The sequence below is a fragment of the Actinophytocola sp. genome, assembly GCF_050699915.1.
GTDB lineage: Bacteria > Actinomycetota > Actinomycetes > Mycobacteriales > Pseudonocardiaceae > Actinophytocola.
The window spans coordinates 1-12,931 of record NZ_JBOHGA010000036.1 but is presented as its reverse complement, the minus strand read 5'-3'; the positions used below and the strand labels follow the sequence as shown (position 1 = coordinate 12,931).

12 protein-coding genes and 1 pseudogene are annotated in these 12,931 nt (G+C 71.7%); 10 read left to right on the top strand and 3 right to left on the bottom strand.

Translation table 11 applies throughout. From position 1 onward, the window contains the following. Positions 1-5: 5 nt before the first annotated feature. Entirely contained in the window at positions 6-1,088 is a 1,083-nt protein-coding gene (locus ACRDSK_RS09670) for an ABC transporter substrate-binding protein (protein ID WP_431439657.1), read from the bottom strand. A 369-nt stretch (positions 1,089-1,457) separates the two neighbouring features. Between ACRDSK_RS09670 and ACRDSK_RS09665 the strand changes: the two genes are divergently transcribed. The 3 genes from ACRDSK_RS09665 (at position 1,458) to ACRDSK_RS09655 (ending at position 4,119) form a co-directional block, all read left to right on the top strand. Continuing rightward, a complete protein-coding gene (locus ACRDSK_RS09665; protein ID WP_431439656.1) occupies positions 1,458-3,557 on the top strand; it encodes a PQQ-dependent sugar dehydrogenase in 2,100 nt (699 codons plus the stop codon). Next, a complete protein-coding gene (locus tag ACRDSK_RS09660; protein WP_431439655.1) occupies positions 3,554-3,760 on the top strand; it encodes a hypothetical protein in 207 nt (68 codons plus the stop codon). Before ACRDSK_RS09665 ends, ACRDSK_RS09660 begins: the two co-directional genes overlap by 4 nt. A gap of 77 nt (positions 3,761-3,837) precedes the next feature. Then, positions 3,838-4,119 carry a hypothetical protein gene (locus ACRDSK_RS09655; RefSeq protein ID WP_431439654.1) on the top strand — a complete coding sequence of 94 codons (282 nt, stop codon included), beginning with the start codon at positions 3,838-3,840 and terminating at the stop codon, positions 4,117-4,119. A gap of 111 nt (positions 4,120-4,230) precedes the next feature. On the opposite strand, the gene ACRDSK_RS09650 is transcribed toward ACRDSK_RS09655, so the two are convergent. Continuing rightward, a complete protein-coding gene (locus ACRDSK_RS09650) occupies positions 4,231-4,929 on the bottom strand; it encodes a histidine phosphatase family protein (protein ID WP_431439653.1) in 699 nt (232 codons plus the stop codon). Positions 4,930-5,004: 75 nt separating this feature from the next. On the opposite strand from ACRDSK_RS09650, the gene ACRDSK_RS09645 reads away from it, so the two are divergent. The 6 genes from ACRDSK_RS09645 to ACRDSK_RS09620 all read left to right on the top strand — a co-directional run bounded on the left by ACRDSK_RS09645 (position 5,005) and on the right by ACRDSK_RS09620 (position 11,779). Continuing rightward, positions 5,005-5,655: a PadR family transcriptional regulator gene (locus tag ACRDSK_RS09645; RefSeq protein ID WP_431439652.1), complete on the top strand. Its 651-nt coding sequence runs from the start codon at positions 5,005-5,007 to the stop codon at positions 5,653-5,655. A gap of 241 nt (positions 5,656-5,896) precedes the next feature. Beyond that, positions 5,897-6,916 carry an ATP-binding cassette domain-containing protein gene (locus tag ACRDSK_RS09640; RefSeq protein WP_431439651.1) on the top strand — a complete coding sequence of 340 codons (1,020 nt, stop codon included), beginning with the start codon at positions 5,897-5,899 and terminating at the stop codon, positions 6,914-6,916. Next, complete coding sequence (locus tag ACRDSK_RS09635; protein ID WP_431439650.1) at positions 6,913-7,689, top strand: ABC transporter permease; 777 nt, start codon at positions 6,913-6,915, stop codon at positions 7,687-7,689. The genes ACRDSK_RS09640 and ACRDSK_RS09635 overlap by 4 nt, the downstream gene beginning before the upstream one ends. Positions 7,690-7,768: 79 nt before the next feature. Further along, the gene (fxlM, locus tag ACRDSK_RS09630; RefSeq protein WP_431439649.1) at positions 7,769-8,941 is read left to right on the top strand and encodes a methyltransferase, FxLD system; all 1,173 of its coding nucleotides are present in this window, start codon (positions 7,769-7,771) and stop codon (positions 8,939-8,941) included. Positions 8,942-8,996: 55 nt separating this feature from the next. Continuing rightward, entirely contained in the window at positions 8,997-10,328 is a 1,332-nt protein-coding gene (locus tag ACRDSK_RS09625; RefSeq protein WP_431439648.1) for an MFS transporter, read from the top strand. An 8-nt stretch (positions 10,329-10,336) separates the two neighbouring features. After that, a complete protein-coding gene (locus tag ACRDSK_RS09620; protein WP_431439681.1) occupies positions 10,337-11,779 on the top strand; it encodes a pyridoxal phosphate-dependent decarboxylase family protein in 1,443 nt (480 codons plus the stop codon). 5 nt (positions 11,780-11,784) lie between these two features. Here the strand turns inward: ACRDSK_RS09620 and ACRDSK_RS09615 are convergent, their stop codons facing one another. Then, positions 11,785-12,297, bottom strand: a complete 513-nt coding sequence (locus tag ACRDSK_RS09615) for an Lrp/AsnC family transcriptional regulator (protein WP_431439647.1) — start codon at positions 12,295-12,297, stop codon at positions 11,785-11,787. Between the two features lie 94 nt (positions 12,298-12,391). Here ACRDSK_RS09615 and ACRDSK_RS09610 point away from each other — a divergent pair. After that, positions 12,392-12,931, top strand: a pseudogene (locus tag ACRDSK_RS09610) (MFS transporter); the annotation flags it as partial.

Genomic DNA, 12,931 nt, shown 5'->3' with positions numbered 1-12,931 from the left:
CGGGGTCAGTAGGCGTTCGAGACCTCGGCGGAGGCGTTGTCCTTGCCGTAGAGCTTGTCGCTGATCACGACGTCCTGCGCGACCGCCTCGCCGGACAGGAACTTCTCCAGCGTCTCGAAGGCCAGCGGGCCGAAGCGCGGGTTCGACTCGACCACCGCGAGCATCTCGCCGTCGACGATCTTCTGCACGGCGTTGCGGGTGCCGTCGATCGAGACGACCTGGATGTCGGTGCCCGGGGCCTTGCCCGCGCTCTTGAGCGCCACCAGCGCGCCGAGCGCCATCTCGTCGTTCTCCGCGTACACGCCCGCGAGGTCCGGCTGGGCCTGGATGATCTGCTCCATCACCTGCTGGCCCTTGTCGCGGGCGAACTCGCCGGTCTGCTGCGCAACGATCTCGATGTCCGGCGCGATCTTCGCCATCTCGTCGACGAAGCCCTTGGTGCGGTCGGTTGTCACGTTGTTGCCCGAGGAGCCGAGCAGGATCGCGACCTTGCCCTTGTTGTCCAGGCCCTCGGCCATCTCCTGCGCGGCGCGCTTGCCCTGTTCGACGAAGTTCGAACCGAGGAAGGCCACGTAGTCCTTGCAGGGCTCGGAGTTGACCTTGCGGTCGATCGTGAGCACCGGGATGTCCTTGGCCCGCGCGGCGGCCAGCGCCGGCTCGAGGCCGTCGGAGTTCAGCGGCGCCACGACCAGTGCCTGCGCGCCCTTGTTGATCATGTCCTGGATGTCGGAGATCTGCTTGCTCAGCTGCGAGTTCGCGTTCGTGGTCAGCAGCTGCTTCACGCCGACCTTCTCGGCCTCGTCCTTGATCGACTGCGTCTCGGCGATTCGGAACGGGTTCGCCTCCTTCTCCGACTGGGAGAAGCCGACGACCGCGTTCGCCAGGTCGAGCTCCTTGCCGCCGTACTGCTCGAGCGTGCAGGTGGGGCCCTCGCCCTCGGGTGTCTCCGCGACCTGAGCGCCACCGGTGCCCTCCGTCGAGCCGCCGCCGGAGTCCTCCGACTTGGTGCAGGCGCTCAGCACGAGGGCCGCGCACAGGGCGGCGGCGCCGGCGAGGCGTGCGGGGCGAAGGGAACGGAAGGCCGCCATTGGGTCACTCCTGGCCGTCACGGAGGTCACGCCCGATCGGCGACCTCGCCGATCAAATTCAGTCACATCCGAAACTTATCTGTCAAGACGTGCACAAATTTCGGACAACTTCGATCAGAGGTTGAACCAATTAGCTGGTCGACGCCGGGTTGGCGACATCCGGTGGCCACCCGGCGTGGCCACTGAGGGCGTATTGGTCTGATGTTCGGCAGCCAGAGTTCGCCGCATGGCATCTCAGCCGTGGATCTTGGCCGAGGACATCGGATCAGCTTGCCTCTTGCGTCCGGTCGGAGACGCTCTGTAACGTCTGGAAAGCGCTTGCCGGAAAGCGCTTTCCCAGCCGCGTCAACCCCCGAGGTGGTGGGCGAGATGTCGAAACCCAGACGCTGGCTCGTCGCGGTCGCCGCGCTCGCCTTGGCCGCCGGCCTGGCACCCGCAACCGCGCAAGCCGAACCGGCCGCCGCGCCCGCCGCGGCACCGGCACAGGCCGCCGACGAGCCGATCCAGGACCCCCTGCCCGACCCGGTCCAGTCCGGCCTCGGCATCACCGTCGAGGAGTTCGCCCAGTTCCCCAAGACCGAGCCGGTGCCCCCGCCCACCGACCCGCGGCTCATGCGCCACGCGCGCATCAACTACCTCGGCGAGGTGCCTGACGGCTCCGGCCGGCTCTACGTCCCGGACCTCAACGGCCGGCTGTACCTCCTCGGCCGGGACGACACCCCGCACCTCTACCTCGACCTCGGCACCGTCTTCGCGCCCGACTTCTTCTCCGGCCGCGGCCTGGGCACCGGGTCCGGGTTCGCCGCCTTCCACCCGGACTTCGCGCGCAACGGCAAGCTCTACACGGTGCACAGCGAGAACGGCGCCGGCCTCACGAAGCCGACCACCTGGCCCTCGCAGCCGGACCCGATTCTGGCTTCGATCGTCACCGAGTGGACCGCGGACGACCCGGCCGCCGACACCTTCAGCGGCACCCGCCGCGAGATCCTGCGCGTCGGCGAGCGCGGGCAGATCCACGCCATCCAGCAGATCGACTTCAACCCGACGGCCCGCCGCGGCGGCCGCGACTACGGCGTGCTCTACCTCGCCTCCGGGGACGGCGGCCAGGGCGCCTCGACCACCGGGCCGCAGGAGCTCGACAACCCCTACGGCAAGCTCCTGCGCATCGACCCGCTCGGCAGCGACGGGACCGGCGGCCAGTTCGGCATCCCGCCGGACAACCCGTTCGCCGGCGACGACGGCGTGCTCGACGAGATCTACGCGATCGGCATGCGCGACCCGCACCGTTTCAGCTGGGACCCGGCCACCCGGCGGATGTACCTCGGCCACATCGGCGAGCACCGCATCGAGGCCGTGTACGAGGTCCGGCCCGGCGACAACTACGGCTGGAGCGATCGCGAGGGCCCGTTCGTCTACAAGCGCGGCGACCCGGAGTGCGGCGTCTACCCGCTGCCGCCCGACGATGAGCAGTTCGGCTACACCTACCCGGTCGCCGCGTTCGACCACAACCCGCCGCCCGGGCACCCGCTGTGCTCCGACTCCGGCCACGCGATCAGCGGCGGCTTCGTCTACCGCGGCCACGATGTGCCGGAGCTGCGCGGCAAGTACGTGTTCACCGACCTCGTGGACGGCCGGGTCTTCTACACCGAGGCCGACGAGATGCGCCGTGGCCGACCGATGGCCACGATCCACGAGCTGATGGTCTACGACGCCACCGGCGAGCGGACCACGTTCCGGGAGCTGGTCGGCGACGACCGGGTGGACCTGCGGTTCGGCAGCGACGGTGACGGCGAGCTGTACCTGCTCGCGAAGGCCAACGGAAAGGCGTGGCGAGTGACCGGTAGCAAGCGGTTCGCGGACTGCGAGGTCGGGCACACCCGCGTCACCGCGCACGGCGCGCGGGACTGGGCACCGAAGACCCCGGCGAAGTGGCGGTTTCGCGGCGACGAGATCGTGCTCGCCGAGGAGGGCGTCGCGCCGCCGGGGCCGCGGCGGCCGTTCGAGTACGCGGTGCTGACCGAGGGGCCCGAGCTCGGCTCCGTCCGGATCGACACGAAGGTCCGGCTGGACACGCCGGTCGAGGTGACCAACCGGGACGTGATCATCGTGTTCGGGTTCCGGTCGGACACGCAGTACTACTACGCGCACCTGTCCACCGACAACACGATCTACCCGCACAACGGGATCTTCGTGGTCGACGACGCGGACCGGCTGCGCATCGACGACCAGTGGGACCCGGTGGCCTCGCGCGGCGCGCCACCGGCGGTCACCGACGCCCGCTGGCACGACGTGCGCGTCGTGCACTGCGCGGACTCCGGCGAGATCGCGGTCTATGTGGACGGTGCCGACGAGCCGCTGATCACCGCGGTGGACCGGACCTTCGCCGCCGGCCGAACCGGGTTCGGTTCGTTCGACAACATCGGCCGGGCGCGTGGCTTCCGGGTCACGGGAACGGCGGTGGGCTCGTGACCCGCCGGGCGGTGGCGTTGGTTGCGGTGGTGTGCGCGACGCTCGCGGTGCCGGCACCGGCGACCGCCGCACCGGCCGACGTGTTCCCCTCGCTGCGGCCGAACCTCGTGGCGTACTACGACTTCGAGCACCCGGCGCACGGAAACCCCGCCGTGGAACGGGACCTCGGCCGATCGCACACTGTTCCGCCTCCCCGGAATTAACCCTTGTGGTCGCCTTGGACTCTGGTCGTCCGATTTCGGCACGTACTTGTGGCTGGGTTGCGTCCCGTTCCCCTTAGGTGCGGTTGGCGCCCGCGCTCGACACCAACACCGCCGACCCGGCCGACCGCTACAACGCGGTCGGGCTCGACGGCGTGCTGTCTGGAGACTCGGACGGGCACGCCGTCCGCGCCCTACTCGAGGTCATCGACGTGTCCGGCGAGCTGCGGGTCGACACGCTCGGCCGGCGGCTCGACGGCGGCAGCTCGCAGACGTTCGCGGCGAACGCGGACTGGCGGGCGGTGCTGCCGCCGAACCGGTGGGCGTTCCTCGCCGCCACAGTGCCGCCTCCCCGGAATTAACCCTTGTGGTCGCCTTGGTTGAGTTCCTTCTGTTCTGTGCGTACTTGTGGCTGAGTTGCGTCCCGTTCCCCTTAGGTGCGGCTGGCATCCCACGCGGGTCGTACTCGTCGGTCAGGTCAAAGGTTCTGGGCGGACGGTGAACGCGGGGTGCAGGTGTGCGGTGTCGTTGAAGCGCCGCACGATCCAGCGGCCACCGGCCACCACGAGCTGGGTGATCGAGGCGTTGTCCGCGCCGATGAACGCGAACGGCCGTGAGGCGGTGGCCATCGCGACCACCTGGCCGATCACGCCGCCGTGGGTGAACACCGCCACCCGCTGGTCGGGGTGGGCCGCCGCGATCCGGTCGATGCTCGCGCGCACCCGCGCCGCGAGGTCCTCAGTGGACTCCGCGTTCGGGATCACGTCCCATCGCTGGGTCTCCCACATGCGCTGGGCTATGTCGTGGTTCTCCGCGACCCGGATGCGGAACGCGCCGCCCTCCCAGTCGCCGAGCTTCACCTCGCGCAGGCCCGGCTCCTCCGCGGGTGCTACGCCGAGCCGCTTCGCGAGCGGCGCCGCGGTCTGCACGGTGCGGCGCAGGCCGGAGACGTAGATCGCCTCGATCGGCTCGACCGCCAGCCGGTGGCCGACCAGCTCCGCCTCGCGTTCGCCCTCGGTCGCGAGCGGCGGGTCGCCGTGCCCGTCGACGACCGGGAACGGCTCGTCCTCGCGGGCGGGCGCGGACTCGCCGTGGCGCACCAGCAGGATGTCGGTGCCGCCGGGCGGCAGCGTGAAGCGGAACTGGCGGTACTCCGTCTGAGATTCGGTCACGCCGCCAATTCAACACCGGCCACGATGACGCTCAGGTGAATACTCGAAGTCGGATATTTGCGCTAGGCTGTCGTGGTGACCAAGCGGAAGGTCTCCAACCCGCTCGCCCTCGCCGTGCTGTCCTTGCTGGCGGAACGGCCGATGCACCCGTACGAGATGTCGAACACGCTGCGGGAGCGGGCCAAGGAGGAGAGCATCAAGCTCAACTACGGCTCGCTGTACTCGGTCGTCGAGTCGCTGCGCCGGCACGGGCTGATCGACGTGCAGGAGACCCTCCGGGAGGGCCGGCGACCGGAGCGCACCGTCTACGCGATCACCGAGCTGGGCCGCATCGAGCTGGTCGACTGGATGTCGGAGCTGCTTTCCATCCCGGTCAAGGAGTTCACGCAGTTCGAGGCGGCGCTGTCGCTGATGGGTGTGATCCCCCCGGACGACGTCCGGCGGCTGCTGGAGACCCGGCTCGTCCGGCTGGAGGCCGAGGTCGCCGGGATGGTCGGCGTCCTGGACGAGATGGCCCGGCGCGGCCTGTCCTACCTGTGGGCGATCGAGGCCGACTACGCCCTGGTGCTGCGGCGCGCGGAGCGGGACTTCGTCCGCGACCTCGTCGAGAAGATTCGCGACGGCACGCTGGAGGACCTGTCCGTCTGGCGCCGCGCGCACGAGAGCGGCGAGCTGCCCACCGAGGAGGACTGGGAGCGCGCCACGCGCCTGCGCCGCGTCGACTGAAGTCATCGTGACGTCAGTCTTGACGTCATGATGATGCCACGCGCATACTCGACTTCGGATATACGCCTTCGAGGGAGGGAAGGCGCTCCGTCGGAGACAGCGCTGGCCGGGTGCGGCAACACCCGGCCAGCGACCAGAAACCCAGGCTCGATCCGTGTCGGCTCGCGACCCAGGCTGCATCTCAACGATAGCGGGCAGGCGTGCGCGGATCGTCCTGGTGACACCAGGAAGGTTCATGCAGATGACCATGCCCACCGGGCGGACGAGCACCGCCCACCACACCGCGGACCCGCCGGCCGGCGAGCCCGCGATCGTCGCCACCGAGCTCGTGAAGACCTACGGCGAGGTCGAGGCGCTCGCCGGGCTGAGCTTCACGGTCCCGGTCGGTTCCGTGTTCGGCCTGCTCGGCCCCAACGGCGCCGGCAAGTCGACGACCATCAAGATCCTCACCACGCTGTCGCGGCCCACGAGCGGCTCGGCCGCGGTCGCCGGCGTCGACGTGCTGCGCCGGCCGGACGACGTGCGCCGCGCGATCGGCGTCGTCACCCAGGGCTCGGGCACCGACCCGATGGCCACCGGCCGGGAGAACCTGCTGCTGGCCGGGCGGATCCACGGCATGCGCGGCCGGACCGTGCGAACCCGGGTGGACGAGCTGCTCGAGCGGTTCGGCCTGACCGAGGCGGCCCGGCGAGTCGTGCGGACCTACTCCGGCGGCATGCAACGCAGGCTCGACGTCGCCATGGGGCTGGTGCACCGGCCGGCCGTGCTGTTCCTCGACGAGCCGACGACCGGCCTGGACCCGCAGGCGCGCGCCGAGATGTGGGCGGAGATCGCCCGGCTCGCCGAGCACGAGCGGCTGACCGTCATGCTCACCACGCACTACCTGGAGGAGGCCGACCACCTCGCCGACGACCTGCTGATCGTCGACCGGGGACGGGCCGTCGCGCAGGGGAGCCCGGAGGAGCTGAAGAGCGAGCTGCGCGGGGACGCCGTGGTGATCGAGCTGGCGCCCGAGGCCGACCTCGCGCTCGCCGACGCGGCGATCGGCGGGCTGGCCGGCGCCCGGGAGGTCACGGTCGAGGGCCGCACCGTGCGCACGCGCGTGGACAACGGCGCGTCGGCGGTGCCGGCGGTGCTCGCGGCCCTGGAGCGGGAGTCGGTCGCGGTCGCCGCGGTCACGATCGCCCGCCCCGCGCTCGACGACGTCTACTTGCGACACACCGGTCGCACGTTCGCGGCCGCCGAGGGGGGCTCCCGATGACGACGACGGCCGCACACACCGGATACCTGACCGGCCGGCTGCTGCGTGCCACCGGACGCCAGCCGGCGTTCGTGGTGATCATGCTGATCCAGCCGATGATCTGGCTGCTGCTGTTCGGGCAGCTGTTCAAGCGGGTGGTAGAGCTGCCCGGCTTCGCGTCCGGGTCCTACATCGACTTCCTCACCCCCGGCGTGGTGGTGATGACCGTGCTGTTCACCAGCGGGTGGTCCGGCATGGCGTTCATCGACGACATGGAGCGCGGGGTGATGGACCGGATGTTGTCCTCGCCGGTGAGCCGGGGCGCGATGATGATCTCGGCGGTCGCCAACCAGGCGGTGACGATCGTCGTGCAGGGCCTGATCGTCGTGGTCGTCGGGCTGCTGCTGGGCGCGTCGTTCTCCGGCGGCGTCGTCGGCGTGGTGGTCATGCTGGTCGCGTCGGTGCTGCTGGCGGCCGCGTTCTCGTCGCTGTCCAACGGGATGGCGCTGATCGTGCGCACGCAGGAGTCGCTGATCGGCTTCTCCACGATGCTCACGCTGCCGCTGTCGTTCCTGTCCTCGGCGATGATGGCGCGCGAGGTGGCGCCGGACTGGATCCAGACGGTGTCGAGCTACAACCCGGTCGACTGGACGGTCGTGGCGAGCCGCGAGGCGCTGTCGGCGAGCCCGGACTGGTCGGCGATCTGGCCGCGGCTGGGCGGCCTGTTGGTGGTCGCGCTGGCCGCCGTCTGGCTGGCGACCCGGGCGTTCCGTTCCTACCAACGCTCCCTCTAGGCCGGGGATGGCACCATGCTCCCGTCACCTGCCCGGGCGATGGGAGCATGGTGCCGATCTGGGGCGAACGGGAGGTACGTTGGGCGCCGAGCTGAACGGTCTGCGCGAGCAGCTGCTCGTCACGGTCCGCGAGCACGGCGGTGCCGTGGACGCGCTCGTGGCCGATGCGCTGCGCACGGTGCCGCGGCACATCTTCCTGCCCGACCTGCCGCCCGACGCCGCGTACCGCGACGAGGCGATCGTCATCAAGTGGGACGACGAAGGGACGCCGACGAGCTCGTCCTCCCAGCCCACGATCATGGCGATCATGCTCGACCAGCTCGGCGTCGCCCGGGGACAGCGCGTGCTCGAGATCGGCGCGGGCACCGGGTTCAACGCCGCGCTGCTGGCGCACGTCGTCGGTCCGAAGGGGAGAGTCGTGAGCATCGACCTCGACCCGGAGATCGTCGCGCGGGCCGAGGACAACCTGTCCGCCGCGGGCTGCCGGGGTGTCACCGTCCTGTCCGCCGACGGCGCGAGCGGCCATCCCAAGCGCGCGCCCTACGACCGCATCATCGCCACGGTCGGCGTCTGGGACCTCTCGCCCGCCTGGCACGAGCAGCTCGCGCCAGGCGGCCGGCTCGTGGTCCCGCTCGACCTGCGCGGGGTGCAGCGCTCGGTCTGCTTCGAGCGCGCGGACGACCACTGGGCCAGCCGCTCCGCCCGTCCGTGCGGCTTCATGCGGATGCGCGGGCCGGCCGCCGGTCCTGAGCGAAACTACCTGCTGGACAAGGAAACCCGCCTCACGCTGGCTCTGCCCGAGTCTCGCGAGCTCGACACGGACGCGGTCGTCGAGGCCCTCGATGCGGCAGAGCTCGAGGTGCGCACCGGCGTCACCGCAGGGCCGGCCGAGCTCTACGACGGCTTCAGCCTGTGGCTCGCCGTCCGCGAGCCGCGCTGGTTCGGACTGTCCGAGATGGACCCTGGCACCCGGCTGGCGAAGGCCCCGCTGCGCTCGCCGGACTCCAGGGTCACCGCCGGCATCCTGGACGACTTCGGGCTCGCCACGCTGAGCGTCGAGGACGGCGAGCTCGTCGTCACCGGCGCCGAGCGGATCGCCGAGGAGCTGGCCGCGCACGTCGTCGCGTGGGACGAGGCCGGCCGGCCCGGCACGTCCGGCCTGCGGATCGACGCCTACCCGGCCGGCAGCGCCGCCACCGGCGAGTACGTGATCGACAAGAAGTCGGTCCGGCTGGTCCTGACCTGGAGCTGATGGGTACGTCCCGACTGGACGCGCATCCCGCCCCGTCGTAGGGTCCGGCACAATGATGAATTCGTCTCACGTTCCGCCCGTCACGGACCGGCTGTCCGTGCGCACGCGGTTCGGGTACGCGCTCGGCTCGCTGTCGGTGGGCGCGTTCGCCACGGTCCCGGGGCTGTTGCTGCTGCCCTACCTGACCGACACGCTGGCGGTGTCCGCCTCGGTCGCGGGCCTGCTCGTGCTGCTGCCGAAAGCCTGGGACGTGCTGATCAACCCGGTGGCGGGCCGGATCAGCGACCGCACGCACACCCGGTTCGGGGCGCGGCGGCCCTACCTGCTCGCCGGCGGGGTGGCGCTCGCGATCTGTTTCGCGGGCCTGTTCGCCGGGCCGAACACGGGTGCGGCGGCGGTCGACGCGCTGTACGTGGCGTTCATGTTCCTGCTGTGCGCCACCGCGTTCGCGTTCTTCCAAGTGCCCTACAACGCGATGCCGGTCGAGCTGACCGCCGACCCGACCGAGCGCACCCGGCTGACCGCGTGGCGCATCGCGGTGCTCGCCATCGCGATCCTGGTCTCCGGCGCCGGCGCGCCCGCCCTGCGCGACGCGATCGGCGGCATCGACGGCTACCGGGTGATGGGCCTCGCGGTCGGGGTGCTGATCGTGGTCGGCGCGGTCGGCGTGTTCGTCGGCACCGCTCGGGCGCCGCGCGGTCGGGTGCTGCCGTCGGTGTCGAGCTGGCGGGAGGTGCTTGCCGCGGTCCGGGACTGCCGGCCGTTCCGGTGGCTGCTCGCCGCGTACGTGATCCAGGCGGTCGGCATCGGCACGCTGCTCGCCGGGGTGGACTACCTGGCGCGGGTCGGCATGGGCGACAAGGGTCTGCAGTCGTTGCTGTTCGCGGCGTTCGTAGCGCCCGCGCTGCTGGTGATGCCGGTGTGGCAGCGGGTCGCGGGCCGGTACGGCAAGCGGACCGGCTACGTCATCGCGACGCTGGTGTTCACCGTCGGCGTGCTGGGGCTGCTCGGCGCGCGGGTCTTCCCGGTCGCCGCGGTGGTGGCGGCCGCGGCGGTCATCGGCGTCGGGTACGCGGGCATGCAGGTGTTCCCGCTCGCCCTGCTGCCGGACGTGATCAGCGCCGAGGAGCACCGGACCGGCCAGGTCCGGGCCGGCCTGTTCGCCGGCGTGTGGACGGCCTGCGAGACGCTCGGGCTCGCGCTCGGGCCGGCGCTGTACGGCCTGGTGCTGGCCGTCGGCGGCTACGTGTCCTCGGCCGGCTCGGACGTCGCGCAACCGTCGAGCGCGGTCGTCGCGGTGATCGTCGGCGTCAGTCTCGTCCCCGCCCTGTTCGCCCTCGCCGGGCTGCCCCTGCTGCGGCGTCGGATCCTGGAGGTTCTGTCGTGAGCAACGGCCTGCCCGCCGACGAGGTCTTGGCCGAGCTGAGCGAGCTGCGGGCCGGCGACCTGCCGACCCACGGCGGCCGCACGCTGGCCTACGTCTACGACAGCGGACTGTCCGGTGTGGACGAGCTGGCCGCGCGGGCGCACGCGTTGGCGAGCTCGGCCAACGGGCTCGACCCCACCGCCTTCCCCAGCCTGCTGCGGATGGAGAACGACGTGGTGGCGACCGTGGCCGCGCTGCTCGGCGGCGGGCCGGACACGGTCGGGACCGTGACCTCCGGCGGCACCGAGAGCTGCCTGCTCGCCGTGCAGGCCGCGCGGGACGCGCGCCCGGACGTGGCCCGGCCGGCGATGGTGCTCCCGTCGACCGCGCACGCCGCGTTCCGCAAGGCCGCGCACTACTTCGGCGTCGAGGCGATCACCGTGCCCGTCGACCCGGTGTCGTTCTGTGCCGATCCCGACGCGACCGCCGCGGCGATCGACGACCGCACGGTGCTGGTCGTGGCGAGCGCGCCGTCCTACGCGCACGGGGTGGTCGACCCGGTGGTGCCGATCGCGGCCGCGGCGGCCGCGCGGGGCGTGCGCTGCCACGTGGACGCCTGCATCGGCGGGTGGGTGCTGCCGCACCTGCGGCGCCTCGGTGTCGAGGTGCCCGCGTTCGACCTGTCGGTGCCGGGCGTGACGAGCCTGTCGGTGGACCTGCACAAGTACGCCTACTGTCCCAAAGGGACGTCCGTGCTGCTGCACGCCTCGGCGGAGCTGCGGCGGCCGCAGTTCTTCGCGAGCGCCGGCTGGCCGGGCTACACGATGCTGAACTCGACGCTGCAGTCCACGCGCTCGGGCGGGCCGCTGGCCGCGGCCTGGGCGGTGCTGCGCCATCTCGGCGACCCGGGCTACGCGCGGCTGGCGGCGCTGACCCTGTCCGCCACGCGTGTGCTGCGGGCCGGGATCGAGGGGATCGACGGGCTGCGCGTGCTGGGCGACCCGGTCTCGACGCTGCTGGCCGTCGCCGCCGACGACTCGGCCGGCTCAGCCGACTTCGACGTGTTCACCGTGGCCGACGAGATGACCGAGCGGCGCTGGTACCTCCAGCCGCAGTTCGGGTACGAGTCCTCGCCGGCGAACCTGCACCTGACCGTCACCGCGGCGAACCACGGCACCGAGCCGGAGCTGCTGGCCGACCTCGCGGGTGCCGTCGCCGCGGCGCGGGCCGCCGGGCCGGTGCGGCTGGCGCCGGAGCTGGTGGCGGCGATCGGCGCGCTCGACCCGGCCGTGCTGACGCCCGAGCAGTTCGCGGGCCTGCTCGCCGCGGCCGGACTCGACGGGGTCGGCGGCGCCGACGGCGTCGTGCCGAAGCGGATGGCCGAGGTGAACGCGATGCTCGCGGTCGCCTCGCCGGGGCTGCGGGAGCGGTTGCTGGTGGAGTTCCTGGGCGCGATGTACACGCCCGCCTGAGAGCGTCAGGCCCTGCCTCGCGACCAGCCCTCCGAACGCGTCGCGGTGAGGTAGTCCTCGACCGGCGGGCCCACCGGCCGACCGTCGAACTGGGTGGACAGCACGACCGACGAGCGCAGCTCGCCGTGCTGGCCCAGCCGCTCGAAGAAGCCCTCTAGGTGGTCGAGCGTCGCCGCGCGGACCTTCAGCATCGAGCAGTGGTCGCCGGAGAGCTTGTGCACCTCGACGATCTCCGGGAAGTCCTCGGCGGTGCTTGTCTTGAGCAGGCACTTGCTGAGCGAGCACCGCATCTGCACGAACGCGAGGAACGCGTAGCCGGCCCGCCGCGCGTCGATCTCCGCGCGGTAGCCGGTGATCACGCCCGACTCCTCCAGCCGCCGCACTCGCTCGGCCACCGCCGGCGCGGAGAGGTTGATCCGGCGGCCCAGCTCCTTGAACGACAGCCGGCCGTCCGCCTGCAGCTGTTCGACGAGCTGCCAGTCGACCCGATCCAGGGGCCTTTCCGAACGAAAGGTCATGGCCGCCACATTCCTTTCGTGGAGCTGGTGGCGGCGACGATACGCCTGCCCGAGGCCATTCGAAACGGCGTCGCACGTGCCTAGTGTTCTGGTCATGACGATCGTGCTGACCGATGTTCGCCGCTCGACGATGTCCCTGTTCGCCGGCGTCGCCTCGATGAACACCGCGATGGTCGGCGCGAGCACGGCCGGCACGCTGATCGCGTCCGCCGGCGCCGGCGCGTCCTGGAGCGGCGTGCCGAACGCCTTCGGAGTGGTCGGCACCGCACTCGGCACGCTCGGCGCCGGCGCTCTGATGGCGCGCCGGGGCAGCCGGCCGGTGCTGCTCGCGATGTACGGCGCCGCGGTGCTCGGCGCGCTCGTCACGTTCGGCGCGGCGGCCGGCACGCTGCTCGCGGTGCTGCTCGCCGGGATGGTGCTGATGGGTCTGGGCAACGGCGTCGCGCAACTGTCCCGCTACCTCGCGGCCGAGCTGTATCCGGCGCAGCGCAAGGGTTTCGCCCTGTCGGTGATCGTGTGGGCGGGCACGGTCGGGGCGATCGCCGGGCCGGCGCTGATGACGCCCGGCGCGCACGTGGCCGGGGCGCTCGGGCTGCCGGAGCTGGCCGGGCCGGTGCTGGTGGCGGTCGTGACG

Excerpts from the sequence above, each read along its gene's own strand:
- ACRDSK_RS09635 (WP_431439650.1), top strand. The coding sequence starts at position 6,913 with ATGACGACGACGGCCGCACACACCGGATACCTGACCGGCCGGCTGCTG.
- ACRDSK_RS09625 (WP_431439648.1), top strand. The coding sequence starts at position 8,997 with ATGAATTCGTCTCACGTTCCGCCCGTCACGGACCGGCTGTCCGTGCGC.
- ACRDSK_RS09670 (WP_431439657.1), bottom strand. The coding sequence starts at position 1,088 with ATGGCGGCCTTCCGTTCCCTTCGCCCCGCACGCCTCGCCGGCGCCGCC.
- ACRDSK_RS09665 (WP_431439656.1), top strand. The coding sequence starts at position 1,458 with ATGTCGAAACCCAGACGCTGGCTCGTCGCGGTCGCCGCGCTCGCCTTG.
- ACRDSK_RS09640 (WP_431439651.1), top strand. The coding sequence starts at position 5,897 with ATGACCATGCCCACCGGGCGGACGAGCACCGCCCACCACACCGCGGAC.
- ACRDSK_RS09615 (WP_431439647.1), bottom strand. The coding sequence starts at position 12,297 with ATGACCTTTCGTTCGGAAAGGCCCCTGGATCGGGTCGACTGGCAGCTC.